This window comes from Arthrobacter sp. K5, from assembly GCF_040448525.1.
GTDB lineage: Bacteria > Actinomycetota > Actinomycetes > Actinomycetales > Micrococcaceae > Arthrobacter > Arthrobacter globiformis.
On record NZ_CP159279.1, the window covers coordinates 3,064,843 to 3,088,716 of the forward strand.

Below are 23,874 nucleotides of genomic sequence, written 5' to 3' on the forward strand. Positions count from 1 at the left end.
CTGTAGTTCAGTCCGCGCCGGTGCCCCGCAACCGCCTTGGAGGAGATCGCGTGGTAGTGCAGGAGAAGGTGACGGCCACCGCCAAGCCGGCGACCGGCGTCGTAATCCTGCGGAAAGCCGTGCAGATCTTCGGCGAGCTGCTCATCACCGCCGGCATAGTGCTGCTCCTGTTTGTCGCGTGGCAGCTCTGGTGGACCAACGTGGAATCCGATGCCAAGCAAACCGCCGCGGTCAAGGACTTTGTCCGGGATCTGGGCGGACCCGTGACCCCCGGACCCACGCCCACTGCGACAGGCGGCACGGCCGCTGCCGTCCCGAAGGACTACGGAGCGCCTGTTGTTGGAGAGGCTCCCGGGCACGGCGGCACCATCGGGATCATCTTCATCCCCCGGTTCGGCGAGAACTACACCCGGCCCATCGTCGAAGGCACCAGCGCGGATGTCCTGGACACCCTGGGCCTCGGCCACTACGGCAACACCGCCATGCCCGGGGCCGTGGGCAACTTCGCCGTGGCAGGCCACCGGCAGACGCACGGCGCGGTGCTGGACAATATCCACACGCTGGTCCCCGGGGACAAGATCTACGTCCAGACGCGGGACGGCTACTACGTCTACGTCTTCCGCAACAACCGCATCGTTCTGCCGACCGAAGCCGATGTCCTCCTGCCGGTGCCCAACCAGCCCGGAGTGCGCCCCACCGAAAGACTTCTCACCATGACCAGCTGCAATCCCCGCTTCGGCTCCGAGGAACGGATTATCGCGTACTCGGTGCTGGACCACTGGCAGCCGGCCTCGGCGGGGCCACCCGACGAGATCGCAGCCCAGGTGGCACGCGCACGAGGGGAAGGCTAGGCATGTACGGCTGGATATTCCGCCATCTCCCCGGCCCGCTCTGGCTGCGCGTCCTCACGTCACTGGTGCTGGTTGCCGGTGCCTTGTTCCTGATGGTCGAGTTCCTTTTCCCCTGGATGTCCCAGTTCACCCAATTCACCGACTCAACGATTGGTGCGCCAAAAAACCCATGAGCACAGCAAAGATTCTCGTCGTGGACAACTACGACAGCTTCGTCTACACCCTGGTGGGCTACCTTCAGGAGCTGGGCGCCGAGACAACAGTGGTCCGCAACGATGATGTGACCCTCGCCGAAGCGATCGAAATGGCGGAAACGCGCGACGGCGTACTCATCTCGCCCGGCCCGGGTTCGCCGTCCGAAGCGGGGGTCTGCGTCGAGCTGATCCGCTGGTGCGGCGAGAAGACGAAGCCGATGTTCGGCGTCTGCCTTGGTCACCAGGCCCTGGCTGAGGCGTACGGCGGAACGGTGACCCACGCCCCGGAGCTCATGCACGGGAAGACCTCCCTGGTCCAGCATGACGGGACCAGCGTTTTTGCCGGTCTGCCCTCCCCCGTGACGGCCACGCGCTACCACTCACTGGCCGCTGTCCGCGACACGATTCCGGATATCCTCGAGGTCACGGCGGAAACCGCCAGCGGCGTCATCATGGGGCTGCAGCACCGCACCGCACCGCTGTGCGGCGTCCAGTTCCACCCCGAATCCGTGCTGACCGAGGGCGGCTACCAGATGCTGGGCAACTGGCTCGAGTCGCTGGGCATGAAGGGTGCGGCCGAACGGGCAGCCAAGCTCAGCCCCCTCATCCAGCACTAGCCCGGGTCCGGCACTGGCCCGGAGCCGGCGGGCTCTATTTGCCCTTGGTGGCGCTCGGCGTCGGCGTCGGGGTTGGTGTGGGCTCCGGCGGGGGCGCCGGGGCCGTGGCCACCGTCACGGTGATGGCCTTGCCCTGTTCCACCAGCGAATTCAGCGGATCGCTCTGGCCGGTCACCTTGCCGGGCTGGACCTGGGAGTTCTCGATCTCACGGATGACGGCAACCAGGCCGAGTTCCTTGAGCGCCGCCTCGGCTTCGGCACGGGTCATGCCGCGAAGCTCCGGCATGGACACCTTGCCCGTGGACACCAGGATCTCGACGGTGCTGCCCACCGCCACCTGCTGGCCTGGCGCCGGCTTGGTGGTGATTACCAGGCCCGCCGGAACAGTGGAACTGTTGGCCATGGTGGTAGACGGCGCGCCCACCAGGCCCGCTTGCCGCAGGATGTCGCGGGCTGCCGCCTCCGTCCGTCCCGGCAGCGTCTCCGGGATCTTGACGGCGCTGGGGCCCGACGAGATGTTCAGGACCACTTCCGAGTTCGGTTCCAGCGAGGATCCCGCGGGCGGCGCGGTGCCAATGGCAGTGCCTTTGGCGATCGAATCGTGCTGGACCCGCTTGATCTGTGGACGCAGCTTGGCGTCGTAGAGCGTCTGCAGCGCCTCTGATTCGGACAGCTTCTCCACCGAGGGAATGGCGACGCGCGCCGGTTCGGCCGGCGGCTGGTTGAGGAAGTTGTAGAACCACAGGCCGCCGCCGGCCAGCACCAGGAGGGTAAAGATCACAAAGGTCGTGATCCAGGCCCGACGGCGGGACTTCTGAAGGCCCGACCGCTCCCGTTCGCGGGGAAGCCCCAGCGGAAGTTCATCGTGCTCGGCCGTCTCGTAGACCGCCGCGGCTTCGGCCGGCAGCACGGATTCATCATCGTCAGTGCCCCAACTGCGGCGCAGGCGGCCGGCGGGAGCGTCGTCGAGGAAGCTGGCCCCGGTCATGGAAAATGCTTCCGTGGGCGGCGTGCGGTGCGGCTCAGGAATGTCATTCGGGTCCGTCGGCGCTTCGCTGGGCGACAGCGCCGGAACAGCGATCCCGTTCTTTGCCGCCCGCAGCGCACGGCGGAAAGCCGCGGCGTCCTGGAAACGGTCCGCGCGGTTCTTCTGCAGCGCCTTTTCCAGCACGCTGTCCAGCGCCTCGGAGATGTCCGGATTGTAACTGCTGGGCGGTTCGGGCTTCTCGCGCACGTGCTGGTACGCCACGGATACGGGGCTTTCACCCACGAATGGCGGGCGGCCGGTCAGCGTTTCGTACAGCAGGCAGCCTGCCGAATACAGGTCGCTGCGGGCATCCACGGCCTCGCCGCGCGCCTGCTCCGGCGAAAGGTACTGGGCGGTGCCCACCACGGCCTGGGTCTGGGTCATCGTCGCGGAGGAATCGGCAACCGCGCGGGCGATGCCGAAGTCCATGACCTTGACCATGTCCGAGTTCTCGCAGTACATCACGTTCGCCGGCTTGATGTCCCGGTGCACGATTCCGGCCTTGTGGCTGTATTCCAGTGCAGACAGGACACCCAGCGTGTACTCCACCGCCTGGTCAATGGTGATGTCACTGGCCCTGATCAGGTCCCGGAGGGTCTTGCCGGCCACGAACTCCATGACGATGTAGGGAACACGGACCTGGTCGTGCGCGTCGCCTGGCACAGCGTGCTCGCCCGTGTCGTAAATGGCTACGATCGAGGGATGGTTCAGGGCTGCGACAGCCTGCGCCTCGCGCTTGAACCTGGCCTGCAGCTGGGGGTCCCGGGCCAGGTCGGGGCGGAGCAGCTTGATCGCGACCGTCCGGCCCAGGCGGGTATCCAGCCCACGGTGCACGTCGGCCATGCCGCCGCGGCCGATGACTTCGCCAAGTTCGTAGCGTCCGCTGAGGACGCGCTGACTTGTCACCGGGATGTTGTCTTCCCGGTGTGACGGAGTTCGTGGCGTGGTCACGGCTTACGGTCCGGTCGGTGAGCCGCTTGGCGTTGGCGTGGCTGACGGCGTGTCCGATGGTGTGGGGATCAGCGCCTGGGACAGGTGATAGGTCACCACCGACCCGGCGGCGACCTCCTGGCCGCTTTCGGGCTCGGAGCGGACAAACGTTCCGGCGTCCTGACCGGGTTCGCCGGCCTCGTCGGCGCCCTTTTGCCAGCGCAGACCGGCCTTCTCGATTGCTGACTGGACTTCGGCCTCGCTGCTGCCTGTGCTGATGTCCGGGACTCTGATCTGTTTCGGTCCCTTGGAATAGGTGACCGTGATGGTGCGACCCGCCTGCACCGGGCCTGTCGGATTCAGGTCCGTAACCGTGCCGGGAGTGGCAGGGTCGAACACTTCCTTGCCGTCCACCTGGAGGCCAAGCGCGATCAGCTCGGCGCGGACCTCGCTGTACTGCCTGCCGAGGTATGCGTCCGGAATCAGGTTGATGGCCGCGGCCGTGGTGGGAGTCGGTGTGGGGGTCGGCGTCGGCGTCTCCGAGGTCTGGGTCGGTGAGGGCGTGGAACTGGTGCTTACGCTGCGGCTCGGTGTGCTCGAGGTGGTGGCCGCAGGGCCCTGGCCCGGGAACAGGAAGCCCGCCTGGCTCAGCAGGATGCCAACGACGGCGAACAGTACCAGCAGGATCAGGGCGATCAGCGGCCACGTCCACGGGCTGCGTTTCCGCCGCTCGGGCTCATCCTCGGGTTCGTCGTCGTACTGTTCCGGTTCCTGGTCCCAACTGCGCTCGGCCGCCAAGGCGTCGGCACGCGACAGCGTGCTCCCCGCCCGTGTGGGGGCGGCATCCGGGTCTCCGGCGGCTGCAGCCGCCGCTCCGCCGGCAGCAGCACCCGCGGCCGCCGCGCCCAGCACAGGCAGGGCGGAGGTTGCCGACGTCGAGCTCTTCTCCGAACCGATCACGCCGGTTGGTGCCGTGGCGATATTAACGGGGGCCGTCATGGCGCCCGTGCCGCCTTCGTACAGGAGCATGCCCGGGACAGCGGCGTGGGCTGCTGAGATGTCACCGTTACGGATCGCCTCTGCGGCCTCGGACAGCTTGATGGCGTTGGCCGGACGGTTCTTCGGGTCCTTGGCCAGCATGGACATCAGGAGCGCACGGACCGGCTTGGGCAGCGTCTCCGGCAGGGGCGGCGGCGCGTCGTTGACCTGGGCCAGGGCGATGGCGATCTGGGATTCGCCGGAGAACGGCCGGTGCCCGGTGAGGCACTCGTAGCCGATCACGCCGAGCGAGTAGATGTCCGAGGCGCCTGTGGCGGTTTGGCCGGTGGCCTGTTCGGGGGCGAGGTACTGGGCGGTACCCATGACCTGGCCGGTCTGGGTCAGCGGCACCTGGTCCGCCAGGCGCGCGATGCCGAAGTCGGTGACCTTGACCCGCCCGTCCGGCATGATCAGAAGGTTTCCGGGCTTGATGTCACGGTGCACCAGGCCCTGGGCGTGGGCCACGGACAGGGCCCGCGCCGTTTGCGCCATGATGGACAGCGTGCGGTCCGGTGAGAGGACCTGCTCGTGCTCGATGATGCTGCTCAGCGGTTGGCCGGGGACCAGCTCCATGACCAGGTAGGCGGAGCCCTCCTCCTCGCCGTAATCGAAGACGTTGGCGATGCCCACGTGGTTGAGGAGGGCGGTGTGGCGGGCTTCGGCGCGGAACCGCTGGAGGAAGCCGGGGTCGCCCGTGTACTCCTCTTTGAGTACCTTGATGGCCACGATCCGGCCCAGGATTTGGTCCTTGGCCTTCCAGACTTCACCCATGCCGCCGATCGCAATACGCGTGGTCAACTGGAATCTGCCGCCGAGGGTGATTCCCGATGTAGGCCTCACTTATTCAACACCGCCTCAAAAATCTTCTTTGCGTTCGGACTGGTTAGCTGTGCTCCGGTGGTGATGTCCACGCCCTGCATGACAACGGTGACGGACACTTGCGGATCGTTGGCCGGGGCGAACCCCGTAAACCAGGAGTTGTTCAGGCCGTCCCCGAGCTCGGCGGTGCCGGTCTTGCCGGCGACCTGGACACCGGGTACGGCGGCGCCGGAGCCGATGCCCTCGCTGACCACACTGGTCATCCAGTCGGTGATCTGTCCGGCGATCTCCGGCGTCGTCGAGGTCCGCAAAGCCACCGGCTTCGGTTCGTCGATGACCCTCAGGTCCGGGGAACGGACTGCCTTGATGAGGTTCGGAGCCATCTGCACTCCGCCGTTGGCAATGGCCGAGGTCATCAGTGCGATCTGGAGCGGCGTCGCACGGACGTCGCGCTGGCCGATGGCGGACTGCGCCAGTCCTGCCGCGTCGAGATCCGACGGGAAAACGCTCTTGGCGTAGTCCAGCTTGAGCTGGTCGCCGAGCTCCTGGCCGAAGCCGAACTTGCTGGCCTGCTGGGCTATCGCATTTTCCCCGAGGTCGCGGGCAATACTGGCGAAGGGCGTGTTGCAGGACTGCTGCAACGCGAACGCGAAGCTGGCCGTGGTCCGGGTGTAGCAGTTGCCGCCGGCGTAATTGGGCAGCTGGTACTGGATGCCCGGGAAGCTCATCTGCGCCGGGTTGGGCAGCACGCTGTCGGCGTTGTACTTGCCGGAGTTCAGGGCTGCTGCCGTGTCCACCAGCTTGAACACCGAGCCCGGCGCCAGCAGGGCGCCCGTGGGGCCGCTGACCGAGGGATTCAGGTTGACGCCCGGGATCTTGATGGCCTCGTTGTAGGCAGCCTGTTCCTTGGCGATGTCCTGGGTAGCGATGGAGTTGGGATCATAGGACGGCTTGCTGACCATGGCCAGGATGTTGCCCGTCTTGGGATCGGTCACCACGATCGACCCCCGCTGGCCGTCCGGGATGAGGTCGTACGCCAGTTTCTGGATCGTGGGGTCAATGGTCAGCTCGACGGACGCGCCCTTGGGCTGGTTGCCCAGGAAGAGCTGCCCGATCCGGTCGAAGAACAGCTGGTCCGAACTTCCGGCCAGCTGGGCATCCATGGCGCCTTCGAGGCCGGTGACTCCGTAGCTCCGGGAGAAGTATCCGGTCAGCCCGGCATACAGCTCGGGCTGGTTGTACTTGCGCTGGAACTTGCAGGATTCATTGCCCGGCACGGACTCGGCGATGGCAGAGCCGCCCACGAGGATCGCACCGCGGTCATTGCAGTAGTTCTGCAGGATGGCCCGCCTGTTCCACGCGTTGGCCTTGAGCTCGTCCGCGCCCACCACCTGGACGTAGCTGATCGCACCGAAAATCAGGGCGAACATGGCGATCGCGGCGATCCATGAATGTCGAATGGCCTGGTTCACAGGTGTTTCACCGCCTCGGTGGGAGCGTCTGGGAGGGTCTGGGTGGCGTTCCGGTCCTGCCGGCCTCCTGCGGGGGCCGCCGGCTTCTGGGCCTCCGGCGTCCGGCCGGGCTGCATCGGTGACGTGTCCACCGGGCCGCGGGCCGTGTGCGAGATCATCAGCAGCAGGCCCACGATGATCCAGTTGGCCAGCAGGGAGGAGCCACCCGCGGCCAGGAACGGCGTGGTGAGGCCGGTCAGCGGGATCAGCCGCGTGACGCCGCCGATCACCACGAAGCACTGCAGCGCCACCGCGAAGGACAGGCCGCAGGCCAGGAGTTTGCCGAAGGCGTCGCGGGTGCCGAGGGCCGCGCGGAAACCGCGGGTGAAGAGCAGCAGGTACATCATCACGATGGCGAAGAGGCCGATCAGGCCCAGCTCCTCGCCGAAGGAGGCGATGATCATGTCGCTGTTGGCGAACGGGACCAGGTTGGGCCGGCCCTGTCCGAGGCCGGTGCCCACGAGTCCGCCGCTGGCCATGCCGAACAGGCCTTCCACGATCTGGCCGCTGCCGCCGGGTGACCGCCCGAAGACTTCCTCGGTGAAGGCATTGAGCCAGCTGTCGACGCGCAGCGCAACGTGCGAGAAGACCTTGGACGCCACGAAGCCGCCGCCCAGGATCAGGGTGAGGCCGATGACCACCCAGCTGATGCGGCTGGTGGCCACGTAGATCATCACGATGAACAGGCCGAAGAACAGCACGGACGATCCGAGGTCGCGCTGGAAGATGAGCACGCCGATGCTCACGAGCCAGGCGGTGATCATCGGTCCCATGTCCTTGAAGCGCGGGAACTGCATAGGCCCGATCTTGCGCCCGGCCAGCATGATCAGGTCACGGTTCGAGGACAGATACCCGGCAAAGAATATGGCGAGGGTGATCTTGGCGACCTCGCCAGGCTGGAACGTCATCGGACCGAGCCGGATCCAGACCCGGGCGCCGAGGATTTCGCCGGCGGAGATGCCGGGGACCAGCGGGAGGATCAGGAGCAGGGCGCTGACGGCCAGGGAAATGTACGTGAAGCGGCGCAGCACGCGGTGGTCCTTGAGGAACCAGATCACGGCGATGGCCACGGCCATGGCAATGACCGTCCAGCGAAGCTGGTTGTTGCCGGTGTCGTCGCCCGGGGCATCGAGGCGGTGGATCATGGCCAGGCCCAGGCCGTTGAGGGCAACCACCAGCGGAAGTATTACCGGATCGGCATATTTGGCGCGGAGCCGGAGAACCACGTGGAATACGAGGGATGCCACGGCGAGCAGGCTGGACTGGAACCAGAAGTCGGTGTCCAGTGACGTCTGTTCGTCGATGCTGGTCAGTGCGTTGGCGCCGATGCTGACCGACAGGGCGAGCACGAGCAACAGCAGTTCCACGTTGCGCCGGGGTTTGGGCATAGTGTCGGCGTGGCTCATTGGCCCCCCTCACAGGTTGCGGTTGGGGTGGGTACGGCCGAGGCTCCGGCTGTTGCGGTCGGTGATGCCGTCGGTTTGGTGGTTGAGGTCGCCTTCGGGGACGCCGTGGCCGTTGGCTTCGGGGTGGCAGAGGCCTTAGCCGTGGCTGTCGCCTTTGTTGTGGCCGAAGCCGTTGCTGTCGGCGACGGAGTCAGGCACTCATCCGAAGGCGCCGTGCTTCCCGTGCGCTCGAGGTTCTTCACGATCCGCTGGGCGTCATAGAGATCCCGCGCGGGGACCGTCTGGCGGACCCGCTGCTGCGAGAACTGGGGCAGCGAGTCCATCTTGATGTCGGTGACCGCTTCCAGCGTGGACAGCTGGATGGGCCCGAGGCGCTGGGATACCCCGTTGAAGATGGCCACCCGCTGGTCGAACTCGCCGATGTAGTAGCGCGTCTGGGTCCAGGCGTAACCGAGCCAGAGACCGACGGCGAGGACCAGGAGTGCCGCACCCGCGATTCCCAGGGTGAGCCAGCGGCGTGGACGCCCCGCCGTCGTGAATTCCTCAGTTTCCTCGCGGGCCTGGTCCGACTTGTGGGTCAGGACCGTGGCCGCGCGGCGCGCGACGGTGCGGCCGGCAATGGTGGGGATGGAACCGGTTTCGGCCGCAGCAACGGCCGCGCCGACGAGGATGTGCGGCCGGGAGGAAAGCTCCTCGCGCAGCACCTCCGCGGAAAGATGTTCGCCCAGATGGGGATCGGTGCTGGTCGCCGGCTCGTTGTCCGGCTTGCCGGCACCCTCTCCTGCCGCCTCGGTCCCGGCTGTCCGGTCGGGCGGGGAGCCGGCGGACGCGGGTGCCGCGGCCGGCGGGGTGGGAGGAGGCGCGGAGCCGGGCACCGAATCTGCCGGTCCCGAAGCTGCTGGCGCGGCGCCAGGCACAGCACCCGGTGCCCCGGCGGCGGGCTCGCCGGCAGGAGCGTCGGAAGCGACAGCCGGGGCCGCAGCCTTCGTTCCGGTAATTGCTTCCGGTTGTCCGGCGTCAGGGACGATGTCGACGGCGGCGGTACTGACGTCGTCGGGCGTTTCCTCCACGATTTCTGCCATGACAACGGTGACGTTGTCCGGTGCGCCTGCCTCCAGGGTGAGGTCAACGAGTGTCTCGACGCATTCGCGGAGATCCGGTGTTTCCCGCACGGTGCGCTCCACGACGTGGCCGGCCACGTAGTTCAGACCGTCGGAGCAGAGCAGCCAGCGCTCCCCGGGCTTCACCTCGATCGTGGCGAGGTCCAGCTCGGGGCTGGCATCGACGTCACCGAGGACGCGCATCAGGACGTTCTTGTGGGGATGGGTTTCCGCTTCTTCGGGGCGCAGCCGGCCCTCGTCGATGAGGCGCTGAACGAACGTGTGGTCAATGCTGATCTGTTCGAACTCGCCGTCGCGCAGGCGGTAGGCGCGGGAATCGCCGATGTGGGCGAAATGCAGCTTGCCCCCGGCCAGCAGCAGGGCGGTCACGGTGGTGCCCATGCCCGCCAGCTTGGGATTGATGTGGACGAGCTCCGAGAGCAGCGAGTTTGCGGTCTGGATTTCGTCGGCCAGGACCGTGCCGGCGTCGTCGTAGTCGTCGGTGTCCAGATGGATCATGTCCAGGACAGTGGCGGCGGAAGCAACATCGCCGCCGGCATGGCCACCCATGCCGTCCGCCACGACGGCCAGGTGCCGGCCCACGTAGGCGGAGTCGTCGTTCTTCGCACGGATGCGGCCAACATCGGAGCGCGCCGCATAGCGCAGGATGAGGGGCCGGGGCGAGGCTGGAACCTCGCCCGCGGGCATGTCCGGAGCGGCCATGGCTACGGCCTCAATTCAATGACCGTCTTGCCGATTCTCACGGGTACACCAAGGTCCACGGGCAGGGCCCTGGTGAGCTGCTGGTCGGCCAGATAGGTGCCGTTGGTGGAGCCGAGGTCCTCGATGAACCAGCGGCTGCCCTGTGGAAAGAGCCGGGCGTGCCTGCCGGAAGCGTAGTCATCTTCGAGTACCAGCGTGGCCTCCTGTGCGCGCCCCAGCAGGATGGGACTGGCAGCCAGGGGGACAGTACGGCCCTTGAGCGGGCCTTCGGTGACCACCAGTTGGCGGGCCTGCTGCTTGGCCGGCGCGGGAGCCGGTTCGGCGAGTTCGGGATTCTTCCGCACCTGCCGTGCCGTGGGGGCTCCCGTGGCGGCCTTGCGGCCGATCATGAGGTCACGCCTCATGGCCGAGACGATGCTGAAGATGAGGACCCAGAGTAGAAGCAGGAAACCGAAGCGCAGGGCCGTGATGGTCAGTTCGCTCATGGGCGGCCGCCATTGTTGGCGGGCAGGAGGCGGAAAATGATTTTGGTCCGTCCCATCGTGATGGTGGAGCCGTCGGTGAGCTCCATGCTGCCGGCCACTTTATGTCCGTTGACGTAGCTGCCGTTGGTGGATCCCAGGTCGACGGCGGTGGCGGTTCCGCCGTGGGTCTGGATTTCCAGATGCCGGCGGGAGACTCCGGTGTCGTCCACCAGGATGTCAGCCTCTGATGAACGGCCCAGGACGACTGAGGGCGCATTGAGTGAATACCGTTGTCCGTCGATGTCCAGGACAGGCTGCAGCCGGACTGGCTGGCGGCTTGGCGCTGCCGGCACGTTTGCCCGCGGGGCGGCCGGCGCAGGACCGGAGGACTTTTCGGTCTTTGAGGTGATCTCAAAGTCGCCAGCCCGGTGGGATTCGTCCCGGCGGAATGAAATGCGGACAGGTCCCTGGAGGATGTACCCCTGGCTGCGGACGTGGTTGATCACGACGTCGCAGAGTTCCTCGGCAAGCGGCGTTCCCCATTCCTGGGCGCGCTGGAAATCCTCGTCGCTCAGGAGAACATCGAAGACGTTGGGCACCAGGGTGCGGCCGGCCGCGATGGTGATGGCCTTGTGGTCCACTTCGCGGCGGAGGCGGCTCGCGATTTCCACGGGCTCAACCTGGGCTTTGGAGCCGGTGGAGAAGACGCCGCGGACGGCCTTTTCAATGCCGCGCTCGACCTTGTCCAGCAAACCCATGGTCTTCTCCTTTCCTTGCTGCTGAGGGACAGCACGTCCCGTGGAAGTCATTCTGGCAACGCAGTCACAACAAAACACCGTGCCCGCCGGAAGCGGGCCCCTATGTATCCGATACTACTTGCCACGTCTGCGAAAGACCTTAATCCACAACGCGCCGGGAACCCGATTCGTTCACGTTCCGCTGGCTATTGTGGGCGCAGTCACAAGCTGGGATCGCCCCTCGGCCGCGGCCTCGGGGATCCTGTCATCCGTGTCGGCGCCGGGGAAAACCGTGCCGCAAAGTGGCCGCGATGCGCCGATTAGGAATTTGCGGCGAGTGTCCGTTATGCTTGATCTCGCTGCTTTTACAAGGTCGCAAACCGGATTCCGGTGGGGCCAAGTGGGAGAAGTTGCGCGCGAGTGGCGGAACGGCAGACGCGCTGGCTTCAGGTGCCAGTGTCCGAAAGGGCGTGGGGGTTCAAATCCCCCCTCGCGCACGCATCAGAACCCCGGGAAATCAATGATTTCCCGGGGTTCTTTCTTGTTTCAGCGGCTGTCGCCCGGGTTATTGCACAAAATCCTGCTCTCCGGTGGGGAGGTCTGGGTTTGCAGGGCACTTACCGACTTGTCAGCCTCCACCGCGACGTCGACCAGCTTCAATGCACTCGTGATTTTCTGCCCCTTCAATTCGAGTGGATCCCCGTTCCCTGTGCCGGCTGACCCGCGGGTTTTCGCTGGCCTGTCCCGGAAGCCCGGCAAACGGCAGAGACTTTCAGCAACGCCCCGGGGCGGGTGCCGGAATTCCGGCACCCGCCCCGCTCCGTCCGATTAATCCGGTCCCAATACGGCGGGACGATCAGATCACTGTCGATGGCTTACTTCGCCGTTGACGGCTCCAACCGTGTTGTGCCCGCGGCTGGTGACTGCTCCGCGACGTCGGGGGCCGGCTTCCGTTCCTTGAGGAAGTACACGAGGATGGCTGCCACCGTGGATGCCGCAGCCAGGGCGAACAGGCCGGGCACCACGCTTCCGGTCTGCTCCTTGATGATGCCAAAACCGAAGGGTGCCACAAAGCCGCCGAGGTTGCCCAGGGAGTTGATGATGGCGATGGCGGGAGCGAGGACCAGCGGGTGCAGGGCCGACTGCGGGATGGTCCAGAACAGCGGTGATGCGCTCTTGAAGCCCATGGCCGCGACGGCCAGGAACACCAGGGCAAGGACCGGGGTGGCGACAGCCGCGGCGAGGGTGCCGACGGCGGCCACGAGGAGTGCTGCGACCAGCAGCGGGCGCTTGGACTTCGCCTTGTCCTGCCATTTGGCCGCGAAGTACATGGCGAAGACGGCGCACACCCAGGGGATGGAGGAAAGGAAGCCGACGCTCAGGTCCGTGGTGCCGGGGATCTGCTTGACGATGGTCGGCAGCCAGAACGTGTTCGCGTAGATGGAGAGCTGTACCGAGAAGTAGATGCCGCACAGCAGGAGAATCTGCGGGTTCAGGAGCATCTTCCAGCGGTTGGCCTTGCCGCCGTCGGCCTTGGTGTGCTGGGCGTCCTCCTGGTCGATTGTTGCGGTGAGAGCCGCCTTCTCGCCGGCTGTGAGCCACTTGGCGTCCTGGATCTTTGCGTCGAGGAAGAAGAACACGGTGATGCCGACGGCGACGGAGAGCGCGCCTTCGAAGCCGAACAGCCACTGCCAGCCGCGCAGGCCCAGGACGTCGTGCAGGCTCAGGAGCAGGCCGGCGATGGGGCCGGACAGGGCGGCTGCCACCGATGATCCGGCGATGAAGACAGCGGTCGCCTTGCCGCGCTGCCCGGCGGGCACCCAGCGGGCGAAGTAGAAGATGACGGCGGGGAAGAAACCGGCTTCGGCGGCACCCAGCAGGAACCGCAGAACGTAGAACATCATCTCGTTCTGAACGAACGCCATGAGGAAGGACACGATGCCCCAGCTGACCATGATCCGGGTCAGCCAGATCTTGGCGCCGTACTTTTCCATCATGACGTTGCTCGGAAGCTCGAAAATGGCGTAGGCGATGAAGAACAGCCCGGCGCCGAAGCCGTAAGCCGCGGCGCCAATGCCGACGTCAGCCTGCAGATGGTCCTGGGCGTAACCAATGTTGGACCGGTTCAGCTGGTTGCACACGAGCATGACCAGCATGATGGGCAGCACGCGCCGGAAAAACTTCTTCGTGGCCGAAGCCAGATCCGTGACAGCGGTGTCTACAGACTGCATGGGGGGAATCCTCTTTGATAGAGCAGCAACATCGCGCTGTGGGGACTACGGGGCAGGCCGTTGTGGTCCTCACCACAGCACGTATTAACTGTAAGCAGTCGGATTCATGCCCGTCCAACACGCATATTGCATGGCGTGATACCCGCAGGGAACTACTGTCGCATCCTCGCAGAGTAGTTTGTCCAGAGGGGCGTGATTCGAGGCGCCTACTCGCGACCGGCCCGGAGCCTGCGCCGCGAGTTGGCCAGGTGGTTGCGCATCGCCGCGGACGCTGCGGCTCCGTCACCGTCCGCGATGGCGGCAAAAATGGACCCGTGTTCGTGGACCACCTGTTCGAAGTGGTCCCGGGCGTAATGCTCGACGCCGGTCATCAGCCGGGTGCGCGGCATGGCGATCATCGTCTGGCCCAGCGAGGAGAGGCAGTCCGTGTAGAAGGGGTTTCCCGAGGCAGCGGCAATGGCTTTGTGGAACTCAAAATCCGCCTTCATCGCGTGCGCAGGGTGCTCGCCGCTGTCCGTGAATTCCCCCAGTGCCTGCCGCATGGCGTTCAGCTGCCGCTCCGTCCGGTTTCCGGCGGCAAGCGCTGCCGCTTCGGTTTCGACGCCGATCCGGAATTCCAGCAGATGCAGACGGTCCTCGGCGGTGACCACAGCCCTGGTGGGCTGGCCCGACGTCGGACTTCCCGGGGGAGGGGTCAGCGCAAAGCTGCCCCTCCCGCGTTCGGTTTCCACGAGTCCTTCGGCTTGGAGCCGGGTGAGGGCGGACCGGACGACCGTCCGGCTGACGCCGAACTCGCCAATGAGGGTGTTTTCGCTCGGAAGCTTTTCGCCGGGCTGGATGACGCCGTCGACAATGCGGGTGCGAAGATCGGCGGCGAGGTCCGCGGTCAGGTTCCGGCTCATGGATTCAAGGTTACGCGCCGAATTCCGTCGTCTCGGTGGTCCACGCCCGGGCCTGGTCGCTGAGGCTGACGCCGAGGCCCGGGCGGTCCGGAACGATCATGCGGCCGTCCTTGGTTTCGAGGCGTTCGTTGAACAGCGGGTCCAGCCAGTCGAAGTGCTCCACCCACGGTTCGCGCGGGTAGGCGGCGGCCAGGTGCAGGTGGATTTCCATCGCGAAGTGCGGGGCCAGGCCCAGGCCGCGTTCGTCGGCGAGGGCTGCCAGCCGGAGGAACTGGGTGATGCCGCCGACGCGCGGGGCGTCCGGCTGGATGATGTCGCAGCCGTTGGCGGCGATGAGGCCCTTGTGCTCGGCTACGGAGGCGAGCATTTCGCCGGTGGCGATGGGGGTGTCCAGGACCTGCGCGAGGTGGGCGTGGCCCTCGAAGTCGTAGGCGTCCAGCGGCTCTTCGATCCAGACGAGGTTGAATTCTTCGAGCTGGCGGCCCATGCGCAGTGCGGTGGCGCGGTCCCACTGCTGGTTGGCGTCCACCATGAGCGGCACATCCCAGCCGATGTGTTCGCGGATGCCGGCTACGCGGCGCAGGTCCTCCTTGGTGTCCGGGAGTCCGACCTTGATTTTGATGCCGCCGATACCCTCTTCGACGGACTGCGTGGCGCGGGCCTTCACCTCGTCGAGGGTGGCGTTGAGGAAGCCGCCGGAGGTGTTGTAGGTCTGGACGGAGTCGCGGTAAGAGCCCAGGAGCTTGGCCAGGGGGAGCCCGGCGCGCTTGGCCTTGAGGTCGTACAGGGCGATGTCGATGGCGGCAAGGGCCTGGGTGGCGACGCCGGAGCGTCCCACGGAGGCACCGGCCCAGAGCAGTTTGGTGTAGAGCTTGCCGATGTCGTTGGGGTCCTCGCCGATGATGCCTTCGGCAACTTCCTTGGCGTGGGCGTATTGGGCGGGGCCGCCGGCGCGCTTGGAGTAGCTGAAGCCGAGGCCGGTGTGGCCCTGTTCGGTGGTGATCTCGGCGAAGAGGAAGACAACCTCCGTCATGGGCTTCTGGCGGCCGGTGAACACCTTGGCGTCGCTGACCGGGACAGCCAGCGGAAGGCGGGCGGTAGACAGTTTGACGTGCCGGATGAGATCGACGGTACTCATGGTTCTCCTTGGGGATCAGGGGCAACATCGCCCGCTCGCCTAGGATATAAGTTAGCTACTTGTAGTACAAGTAGCTTCCGCGGTCCGCCTCCTTGAGTGTCAGCTTTGGCTCTTAGACCTTGACCAATGGGTGGCAAGGAATTGGAATTCGGACCCTATCCTGACGCCTTTTGGGCTTTGTCCTGACGTCAGGTTGGGGTGTAGTTCAGCTTCCGAGGCTGCACAGCGGGCATTCTTGGGAAAGCAATCCGGCGCCGGCAGCTGCTGTATTTTAGGTAGCTGCCGGCACCTATGGGTCGTTAGGAGCTGACGAGGGTGCCGTCCACTACTGCTTCGAGTTCGTGCAGGCGGGGCAGCGCCCGTGTGGTTAGCAGCTGCTCGCGGACTTCTGCCGAGATGGCCAGGCTGTCCTTCCACAGTGAGCGGCCGGCCATGGCGCCGCCTGCGCCGTTTGCGACGGCGATTTCGACCTGCTTGATGAAGGTTTCGTGGTCGACGCCGGCGGAGAGGACGGCCCAGGGTACGCCGTGGGCGGCTTCGGTGACGGATGCGCTGGCTTCTGCTGATCCCGGGTACTGGAGCTTGAGGACTTTAGCGCCGCATTCTACGGAGAGTCGTGCGGCGTCGGCGACCAGCCGGGGAAAGGCTGCGGCGTAGTCCTGTTCGCTTTCGCCCTCGAGTCGGTAGACCAGGATTTCTACGATGAGGAGGAGGCCTTCCGCGGAGCATTCGGCGACGAGTTCGCGGATTTCGTCTGCGACGCGGGAGGTGGCGTCCTGACGGTCGGGCCGCATGTACCAGAGCATTTTGGCGACGTCACCGCCAAGTTCGCGCACTTTCCGTGGCGTCATGCCGGGGACGAACTTCGTGTAGCGAAGCCCGTCGACGGTCTCGAAGCCGGAGGCGTCGAGGCCGACGACGAGTGCGGTGTCGCGGGAGAGGACTCCCTCGTCTGCTACCCGGGGGAGTGCGACTTCGGGGTCGAGCAGAATTGCCGGTGCGGCGTTGCCCAGGTAGCGGACCAAGTCTGCCTTCGCGTCGGAGAGCTGCTGGGCGGTGATCGAGCTCGGTCCGTCCGGCGCGTCGTTCATGACGGCCTTCATGCCGTTGCGCTGATCGGCGGCGACGATCAGCATCTTGCCGCCCGGCGTCGAGATCGCTGCCATCCCACGGCGTTCAAGGGTCGTAAGTTCGTTCACTGGGTTCTCCTATTGGTGGTTATGGTCTTGTGGGGCAGTGGCTGAGCCGAAAAAACGGTCCGCAGCGCTGTTTTTGGGCGCGCCGGCTCACCGGAGGGCCTTTTCTAAGGCATGCCCCTTTGTTGGTGGAACAGTTAGGCGGCTTGGGACGGGTTTTTAGTGCACGGCCTCGCGCACTTCAAAGTCCTGCAGGAAGTGGTTGATCTGGTCGTGCGGGGCGAGCAGCCCGTCAATCCGGATGTGTTCGACACCGGGAGGACGTGTCACGTCGGGGGAGAGGAAGCGTTCCGGTTCTTTGACCTTTTCGAGGTCGCGCGCGGCACCTCGGAGCTGCATACGGACCACGACTTCGTCCGCCGGGGTGTCCATCCAGGCGAGGTGAACGCGGGAGGCCGGAATTGCCAGACGTTCAACAAGTCGCGCCCAGGCCGCCGGGTAGGTGCGCTCGGACGTGAACGGGGCGACAACTACGACGCTGTTGCCCAGACCAAGATTTTCCCGTGTTGTGTCGAAGAGGCAGGTGTAGCGGATGTCGTTCACGCTTGCGCGTGCGGGGGGTTCCGATGTGGGTACGTCGACCAGGAACTCGCCGCCCATGTATTCAAACAACGGATTGGTCAGGGTGTCGAGGTCGAGGTAGGTCCAGCGGAGTTCGCGGGCGAGTCCCTGGGCGAATGTTGTCTTGCCACTGGCGGGTACTCCGCAGACGATAATTGCTTCGGAAGTGGTTTCTTCTGTCATGTGTGTTATCCGTTCCAGGTTGCAGCCTTGCGTTGCCGGCGGCGGCGGTCAGCGGTTGGAGTATCCGCCGTCGATGGGCAGGGAGACACCGGTGATCATCGAGGCTGCGTCACTGAGCAGGAAGACGATGGGTGCGGCGATTTCCTCGACGGTTGCCCAGCGTCCCAGAGGCATCTGGTCGAGGAAGGGGCCCTCAATTTCAGGCTTTCCCCAGTACCATGCGGACATCGGCGTCATGACAACGGTGGGGTTCACGCTGTTGACGCGGATGTTGTGCTTGCCCAGTTCCAGCGCTGAAACACGCGTGATGTTATCCAAGGCGGCTTTGGAGGAACCGTAGGAGATGTGCCCGGGGAGGGCCACGAGGCTGGCCTGGCTGGAGACGTTGACGATGGCGCCTCCGTTGCCCTGTCGGATCATGGAGGGCACGGCGTACTTGATGACAAGGAGGGCGCCGCGGGCGTTGATACTGATGACCTTGTCGAAAACGTCGATATCGGTGTCCTGCGGGGTAGCAATTTCGCCGCCAAACCCGCCACAGTTCACGACGCCCCACAGGTCAAGGCCTTCGATGGCGTCCCTGATGCCGTCCTCGTCGGTGAGGTCGAAAGCCAGGGGTTGTGCGCCTGTTTCGTCGCAGAGGGCGGCGAGCGAGTCGAGCGTCCGCGCGCTGGCGATGACCTTTGCCCCGGCGGAGGTGAGCTGCCTGACCGTCGCGGCCCCGATGCCGCCGCTTGCTCCCGTGACGAGGATGGTGCGGCCGTTGAAGTCGATCGCTGCCGTACGTGCTTCGGAGCTGGTGCTGGATGTTGGCGGGTGGTTCACGAAGTTCTCCTTGTTGATACGGATTGGTCAGTGAGGTCTCGGACGGCGCTGAGCGTGCCGGAGCGTTTCAGGGCTGCGCGGGCCTGACGGTAGGCGGCGGTGAAGCGTGGGTTCTGTCCCAGTTCGCCGAAGACTTCGGTCAGGTTCAGGAATGCGTCCGGTTCGGCCTGGCCGGCATGGGCAGCTGTCTGCAGTTGGTGGAGCCGCCGGTCGGTGATGTCGATTGGGGCGCCGTGTTCGTCGGTGCCTTCCAGGAACCGTGACCAGGCGGCGATGACGAGGACGGCACGGTCGATGGGCCCGCCGAGTTGGAGCTGTTCACGGATGACGGGCAGAAGGAACTTGGGAATCCTTTCGGAGGCGTCGACCATTTGGCGTGCGAGGGTGTCTTGGATGGCTGGGTTGGAGAAGCGGTGGAGCAGTTCTGTCCGGTAGGCGTCCAGATCAATGCCGGGTACGGGCTGCAGCGTCGGTGTGGCTTCTTCTGCCATGTAGCCGAGGATGAATTCGGCGAAGTGTGGGTCGGAGCAGACCTCGTGGACGTACCGGTAGCCGGCGAGGTAGCCGAGGTAGCTCATGACCTGGTGGCTGGCGTTGAGCAGCCGAAGCTTCATCAATTCGTAGGGTTCAACGTTGTTGACGATTTGCACGCCCACGTCTTGCAGGGGCGGGCGGCCGTTGGCGAAGGTGTCTTCCAGGACCCACTGTTCGAAAGGTTCGGCCACGACTGGCCATGCGTCCGTCAGGTGGTAGTTGGTGGAGACGGCTTCGCGATCGGCGTCAGTTGTGGCGGGGGTGATGCGGTCGACCATGGAGTTTGGAAAGGCGACGTTCTCGTTGATCCAGCCGGCGAGGGTTGCGTCCTTGAGCCGGGCGAAGGACACCAGGGCTTTGCGGGCGGTGTCGCCGTTTCCCTGGATGTTGTCGCAGGACATGACGGTGAAGCAGGGAATGCCCTTCTCCCGCCGCAGGGCCAGGGCTGCGGTGATGAGGCCGAATACCGAGCAGGGGACGGCGTCGGGCTGCAAGTCGTGGACGACCTCCGGCACCCGGGGCTCGAATTCCCCAGTGCTGTCGTTGATGCTGTAGCCGCCCTCTGTAACGGTCAGCGAGACGATGCGGGTATCAGGATCAGCGAGTTTGGCTATGACCGCGCCGGGGTCATCGGGGGCAAACAGGTATTCGGTGATGGAGCCGATGACGCGGGCGGTTTCGGTGCCGTCGGGGGCCCTCAGCACCAGGGTGTAGAGGCCGTCCTGCTCTTTGAGGGCATCGCGCATCTGTGCGTCCGAGGGCAGGACGCCCACGCCGCAGATTCCCCAGTCCTGCGGGCCGCCGCGGTTCAGGAGCCTGTCGATGAACATGGCCTCGTGGGAACGGTGGAATCCTCCGACTCCGAAATGGACGATGCCGGTCTTGACTGCCGAGCGGTTGTACGTTGGAACCGGCAGTCTCCGGGCAAGTCCTGGAAGGGCCACCTCGTTCAGGGACGTCATGTCATTCTTTCCTTCAATGGGAGGTTTTGGGCCGGTGCTGTTGCCCATTTGGAGTGCGGGCAACAGCACCGGCCTTCAGGCTGCTAGCAGGAGGACTTGTAGACGTACTGCGCACCCTCGCCGCTGATGTTGTCGGCAGTGATCTGCTTGAACCCGGTCTGGATGTCCTTCTGCGTGGATTCGCCCTTGACCGCTTTGAGCGCCTGCTCGACGCCCTGGGTGCCGATGGACGCCGGTTCCTGGGCGATCAGTGCCTGCACGACACCGTCCTTGAGCTGCTTGACCTGTGCCGGTCCGGCATCGAATCCGACGATCTTCACCTGGTCCTGCTTGCCGGCCTGGCGAATACCGGTGGCTGTTCCCTCGGCAGCGAACGTGTTGGCTGCGAAGACGCCGACAATGTCAGGGTCTTTGGCCAAGGCCGCGGACACGAGCTTGGCTGCTTCGGAGGGGTCGTTGTGGCTGTACTGCACGCCCAGGTACTCGAATGCCGGATCCGCTTTTGCTCCCTCCTCGAAACCTGCGACCCGGGCATCGGCCGTGGAGACGCCGGGATCGGTGGAGATCACGAGCACTTTGCCGCCCTTGGGGTTGAGGTTCTTGATCGCCTTAAAGGCTTCCAAGCCGCCGCCTTTGTTATCTGAAGCGACTGATGACGCGGCGAAGGACGGGTCCTGGACCGTCGTGTCAACCAGCACGACCTTGATTCCGGCCGCGGCAGCTGCCTTCAGCGGCGCCTGCATTGCCGCCACGTCCGTGGGTGCGATGAGAATCGCGTCCGGCTTCGAGGCCACAACGGAATCAACGATGGGCTTTTGCAGCGTCGGGTCGAACTTGGCCGGCCCCTGGGTGTTGATGACAGCCCCCGCCGACTTGGCAGCAGCATCAATGCCGCACTGCATGCTGACGTAAAACTCATCGCCGGCGACACCCTGGATGAACGCCAGCTTCGGCTGCGCCGAACCGGAGGCTCCCGCGGAGGCGTTGCCGCCGGCGCAGGCCGAAAGGGACGATGCTGCGAGCACGCCCGCAGCGAGCAGGGTGATCTTAGGGGTCAACTTCATTGTCTAGCTCCTCTAATTGCTTTGATCTGTTGGGGGTGTAGGTGAAATCAGTTGGACCGGTACTTCAGTTGGACCGGCGCCCGAACAGCCATTTCTTGCCTTCGTCCTTGGCGGTATGGCCGCGGGCCGCCGCGGCCCGGCGCCGCTGGTCGACGTAGACGGCGGCGACGAGGACTGCGCCGACGGCGACCTGCTGCCAGAACGGCTGGACGCCGACGATCACAAACCCGTTTTGCAGGACTGCGGGGATGAAGAGCCCGACGACGGTTCCAAAAATGGTGCCGACTCCGCCGAAGAGTGAGGTTCCGCCGATCACGACCGCGGCGATCACGTTCAGGTTCGTTGCGGACTGCCCAGCGATGGCCGTAGTGCCGTACTGGGCCAGTGAGAGGATCCCTGCCACGCCGGCCAGGGCCCCGGAGAGTGCATAGATGGAAATCAGTTGGCGGTCCACTTTCACGCCCACCCGACGGGCAGACTCTTCGTTGGAGCCGACGGCGAAGGTGTAGAGGCCGAACCGGGTCCGGTGCAGCACGATTCCGAAGATCACGATGAGCACCATCGCGATGAGGGAAATCGTCGGCAGCGTGGTCCCGGGGACGTTGCCGTAGCCGATGGTGTCCTGCAGAACCGCGGGAACTTCCCGGATGTCCACGCCTCCGGTGATGACCTGGGCGAGCCCGAGCGCTCCACCGAGGGTGCCCAGCGTGACGATCAGGGGCGGCACCTTGGCCTTTGCGATAAGGACGCCGTTGAGCAGGCCCCATCCGAGTCCGCAGCTGACGGAAACAATGATGCCCACGAAGGCCGTTCCCCATCCTGTATCGCCCATGGACTGCATGACTTTGGCAGCTACGACGCCGGAGAAGACGAGGTTGGAACCGACTGACAGGTCGATGCCCGAGGTGACGATAACAAACGTCATGCCAATGCCCAGGACGCCGAGGATGGAGACGTTCTGGATAATCTGGCGGACGTTGCCCCAGGTCGGGAAGACCTCCGGAGCCATGGCGGCGAAGATCAGGAAGATGACGAGCAGGACGAGCAGGATCTGGAATGACTGAACCTGCAGTACCTGCCGAAGGGAATGGGTGCGCGTGAGGGCGCTGGCGGTCCCTGCTGTGCGGGGTGTGGCGGTGGTGGTGGTCATGAGTGTGCTCCGTCAAGGGCGCCGGTCATGGCGCCGACTAGTTCTTCCACAGACGTTTTCTTTGCCTCGTAGGTCGCGACTCGGCGCCCTAGGCGGAGGACTTGGACCCGGTCGGCGACGTCGATGACGTGTGGCATGGAGTGGCTGATGAAGACGACGCCCACGCCCTTGTCGCGGACACGGCGGATGGTGTCGAGGACGTTCCTGGTTTGCACGACGCCCAGTGCGGCCGTCGGTTCGTCCAGGAAAATGACGCCTTTGGCCCAGGCTACGGCGCGGGCGATGGCGATGGCCTGCTTCTGTCCCCCGGACATGCTGCCGACCGGGTCCGAGAGGCTGCGCACTGTGGCGCCCAGTTCGTCAAACGCCTCCCGGGACTTCAGCCGCATGGCCTTGTTGTCCATGAATCCGAGGCGGCCCTGAAGGCCGGGCTTGGGGATCTCGCGTCCGAGGAACATGTTCTGGGCCGCGTTCAGATGTGGTGCCAGGGCAAGGTCCTGATAGACGGTTTCGATGCCCAGGCTGTTGGCGTGGCTGGGGGAGGTGAGTTCGACTTTGCCGCCGGCGAAGAGGATCTGGCCTGAGTCTAGGGCGAGATTGCCCGAGAGTGCCTTGACCAGCGTCGATTTTCCGGCGCCGTTGTCGCCGATCAGGGCAACGACCTCGCCGGCGTTGACGTCAAAGTCGGCCCCGTCGAGGGCCCGGACGTTGCCGAAACTGCGGGTCAGGCCGCGTGCTTCAAGAACCGGAATGGTAGTCATGGTCTGGTACCTGTCAGATGGTGGTCGGTCGTCTCAGTCCCGGCGGCCAGCGGGCCGGGGACACTTCGTTGTGCTGTCATTCTTGGCTCCCTCGTTTCACACTCATGCGCTTGGTTGCGGCCGGTGGATGCCGGTCAGGTTGATGATCAGGTCGGCCCGCTCCAGGGTGCTTTCGACAATGTCGGCATTGCGTTGGTCGCTGCCCAGCGCCCACGCCTCCGCCTCCGCGGCAGGTTTCCCGAAGGCTTCGTGGCGCCGTATCAGCCGCCGCTGCCGCTCGTCGTTTCCTGTGTCCAGGTACCAGACCTGGTCTATGACTTCCCTGCCCTCCCGCCAGCCCTCGGCATCCAGCAGAAGGTAGTTTCCTTCCGTGATGACCAGCGGAACGTCGCAGCCCACGGGGACCGCGCAGCCAATGGATTCCTCGAGGCTGCGGTCGAATACCGGGGCATAAACCACCGGCTCCCGGTTGGACTTCAGCCGCCAAAGCAAATGGGCGTAACCCCAGGAATCAAAGGTGTCCGGTGCGCCCTTGCGGTCAAGCGAACCATGGCCGGCGAGGACTCCGTTGGCCAAATGGAATGCGTCCATGCCCACCAGTGCTGCCTGGTCACCCAGAGCCTTGACGATGGCTAGTGCCGCCGTGGATTTGCCTGCCCCGGGCGCCCCTGTAATTCCCAGCACGAAGCGGTTTCCTCCGGCAGCCAGGGACCTGGCGCGCTCCACCAGCTCCTCCAGCGTGCAGGTCAGCCGTTCTCCCCGTCGATACGGGGCATGCGTCTGGTCTTCAGCGGTAGTCATCGCTGTCTCCTCCGATGGTCCTGCCACGGTGAAGAAGCTGTGCTGCTACACCATTGAAGCGCTGTCTAAATCAAGTGCGGAAGGCCACCGAAGTCCGCGCTCCGCCTGCTTGACGGAGGGCTCGTTGTGACCTGCCTGACAGCAATCTA

Annotated in this window: 21 protein-coding genes and 1 tRNA gene; 4 read left to right on the top strand and 18 right to left on the bottom strand. The window is 65.3% G+C overall.

The genetic code is table 11. The features are described from left to right. Positions 1-50 precede the first annotated feature (50 nt). Genes ABRP34_RS13850 through ABRP34_RS13860 form a run of 3 tightly spaced genes read left to right on the top strand, consistent with a single transcriptional unit; the run spans position 51 to position 1,662 of the window. Complete coding sequence (locus ABRP34_RS13850) at positions 51-851, top strand: class E sortase (RefSeq protein WP_353710608.1); 801 nt, start codon at positions 51-53, stop codon at positions 849-851. A gap of 2 nt (positions 852-853) precedes the next feature. Continuing rightward, the gene (locus tag ABRP34_RS13855; protein WP_043418205.1) at positions 854-1,024 is read left to right on the top strand and encodes a hypothetical protein; all 171 of its coding nucleotides are present in this window, start codon (positions 854-856) and stop codon (positions 1,022-1,024) included. Then, on the top strand, positions 1,021-1,662 hold the full coding sequence (locus tag ABRP34_RS13860) for an aminodeoxychorismate/anthranilate synthase component II (protein ID WP_353710609.1): 642 nt from the start codon (positions 1,021-1,023) through the stop codon (positions 1,660-1,662). The genes ABRP34_RS13855 and ABRP34_RS13860 overlap by 4 nt, the downstream gene beginning before the upstream one ends. Before the next feature lie 34 nt (positions 1,663-1,696). On the opposite strand, the gene pknB is transcribed toward ABRP34_RS13860, so the two are convergent. Genes pknB through ABRP34_RS13895 form a run of 7 tightly spaced genes read right to left on the bottom strand, consistent with a single transcriptional unit; the run spans position 1,697 to position 11,438 of the window. Then, positions 1,697-3,595, bottom strand: a complete 1,899-nt coding sequence (gene pknB / locus ABRP34_RS13865) for a Stk1 family PASTA domain-containing Ser/Thr kinase (RefSeq protein ID WP_353710610.1) — start codon at positions 3,593-3,595, stop codon at positions 1,697-1,699. A 48-nt stretch (positions 3,596-3,643) separates the two neighbouring features. Beyond that, positions 3,644-5,497 (bottom strand): protein kinase, encoded by a 1,854-nt coding sequence (locus ABRP34_RS13870; RefSeq protein ID WP_353710611.1) that lies wholly within the window; start codon positions 5,495-5,497, stop codon positions 3,644-3,646. After that, positions 5,494-6,948 carry a penicillin-binding protein 2 gene (locus tag ABRP34_RS13875; protein WP_353710612.1) on the bottom strand — a complete coding sequence of 485 codons (1,455 nt, stop codon included), beginning with the start codon at positions 6,946-6,948 and terminating at the stop codon, positions 5,494-5,496. The genes ABRP34_RS13870 and ABRP34_RS13875 overlap by 4 nt, the downstream gene beginning before the upstream one ends. Next, complete coding sequence (locus ABRP34_RS13880; RefSeq protein WP_003800259.1) at positions 6,945-8,393, bottom strand: FtsW/RodA/SpoVE family cell cycle protein; 1,449 nt, start codon at positions 8,391-8,393, stop codon at positions 6,945-6,947. Before ABRP34_RS13880 ends, ABRP34_RS13875 begins: the two co-directional genes overlap by 4 nt. Then, complete coding sequence (locus ABRP34_RS13885; RefSeq protein WP_353710613.1) at positions 8,390-10,216, bottom strand: PP2C family serine/threonine-protein phosphatase; 1,827 nt, start codon at positions 10,214-10,216, stop codon at positions 8,390-8,392. Before ABRP34_RS13885 ends, ABRP34_RS13880 begins: the two co-directional genes overlap by 4 nt. A 2-nt stretch (positions 10,217-10,218) precedes the next feature. Then, the gene (locus ABRP34_RS13890; protein ID WP_003800263.1) at positions 10,219-10,701 is read right to left on the bottom strand and encodes an FHA domain-containing protein; all 483 of its coding nucleotides are present in this window, start codon (positions 10,699-10,701) and stop codon (positions 10,219-10,221) included. Continuing rightward, positions 10,698-11,438 (bottom strand): DUF3662 and FHA domain-containing protein, encoded by a 741-nt coding sequence (locus ABRP34_RS13895; RefSeq protein WP_353710614.1) that lies wholly within the window; start codon positions 11,436-11,438, stop codon positions 10,698-10,700. The genes ABRP34_RS13890 and ABRP34_RS13895 overlap by 4 nt, the downstream gene beginning before the upstream one ends. Positions 11,439-11,831: 393 nt before the next feature. On the opposite strand from ABRP34_RS13895, the gene ABRP34_RS13900 reads away from it, so the two are divergent. After that, a tRNA-Leu gene (locus ABRP34_RS13900) sits at positions 11,832-11,914 on the top strand. 378 nt (positions 11,915-12,292) lie between these two features. Here the strand turns inward: ABRP34_RS13900 and ABRP34_RS13905 are convergent. The 11 genes from ABRP34_RS13905 to ABRP34_RS13955 form a co-directional block, all read right to left on the bottom strand. Continuing rightward, the gene (locus ABRP34_RS13905; RefSeq protein ID WP_353710615.1) at positions 12,293-13,648 is read right to left on the bottom strand and encodes an MFS transporter; all 1,356 of its coding nucleotides are present in this window, start codon (positions 13,646-13,648) and stop codon (positions 12,293-12,295) included. Between the two features lie 206 nt (positions 13,649-13,854). Next, positions 13,855-14,550 carry a FadR/GntR family transcriptional regulator gene (locus tag ABRP34_RS13910; protein WP_353710616.1) on the bottom strand — a complete coding sequence of 232 codons (696 nt, stop codon included), beginning with the start codon at positions 14,548-14,550 and terminating at the stop codon, positions 13,855-13,857. A 10-nt stretch (positions 14,551-14,560) separates the two neighbouring features. After that, the gene (locus tag ABRP34_RS13915; protein WP_353710617.1) at positions 14,561-15,688 is read right to left on the bottom strand and encodes a mandelate racemase/muconate lactonizing enzyme family protein; all 1,128 of its coding nucleotides are present in this window, start codon (positions 15,686-15,688) and stop codon (positions 14,561-14,563) included. A 299-nt stretch (positions 15,689-15,987) separates the two neighbouring features. Further along, entirely contained in the window at positions 15,988-16,887 is a 900-nt protein-coding gene (locus ABRP34_RS13920; RefSeq protein ID WP_353710618.1) for a hypothetical protein, read from the bottom strand. 156 nt (positions 16,888-17,043) lie between these two features. Next, positions 17,044-17,628 (bottom strand): ATP-binding protein, encoded by a 585-nt coding sequence (locus ABRP34_RS13925; RefSeq protein ID WP_353710619.1) that lies wholly within the window; start codon positions 17,626-17,628, stop codon positions 17,044-17,046. A 48-nt stretch (positions 17,629-17,676) separates the two neighbouring features. Continuing rightward, positions 17,677-18,453: an SDR family oxidoreductase gene (locus tag ABRP34_RS13930; protein WP_353710620.1), complete on the bottom strand. Its 777-nt coding sequence runs from the start codon at positions 18,451-18,453 to the stop codon at positions 17,677-17,679. Then, the gene (locus tag ABRP34_RS13935; protein WP_353710621.1) at positions 18,450-19,949 is read right to left on the bottom strand and encodes a mannitol dehydrogenase family protein; all 1,500 of its coding nucleotides are present in this window, start codon (positions 19,947-19,949) and stop codon (positions 18,450-18,452) included. The genes ABRP34_RS13930 and ABRP34_RS13935 overlap by 4 nt, the downstream gene beginning before the upstream one ends. A gap of 83 nt (positions 19,950-20,032) precedes the next feature. Then, positions 20,033-21,013 carry an ABC transporter substrate-binding protein gene (locus tag ABRP34_RS13940; RefSeq protein ID WP_353710622.1) on the bottom strand — a complete coding sequence of 327 codons (981 nt, stop codon included), beginning with the start codon at positions 21,011-21,013 and terminating at the stop codon, positions 20,033-20,035. A gap of 64 nt (positions 21,014-21,077) precedes the next feature. Next, positions 21,078-22,163, bottom strand: a complete 1,086-nt coding sequence (locus ABRP34_RS13945; RefSeq protein ID WP_353710623.1) for an ABC transporter permease — start codon at positions 22,161-22,163, stop codon at positions 21,078-21,080. Continuing rightward, positions 22,160-22,924 (bottom strand): ATP-binding cassette domain-containing protein, encoded by a 765-nt coding sequence (locus ABRP34_RS13950; protein ID WP_353710624.1) that lies wholly within the window; start codon positions 22,922-22,924, stop codon positions 22,160-22,162. Before ABRP34_RS13950 ends, ABRP34_RS13945 begins: the two co-directional genes overlap by 4 nt. A gap of 102 nt (positions 22,925-23,026) precedes the next feature. After that, entirely contained in the window at positions 23,027-23,725 is a 699-nt protein-coding gene (locus ABRP34_RS13955) for a nucleoside/nucleotide kinase family protein (protein ID WP_353710625.1), read from the bottom strand. Positions 23,726-23,874: the final 149 nt, after the last annotated feature.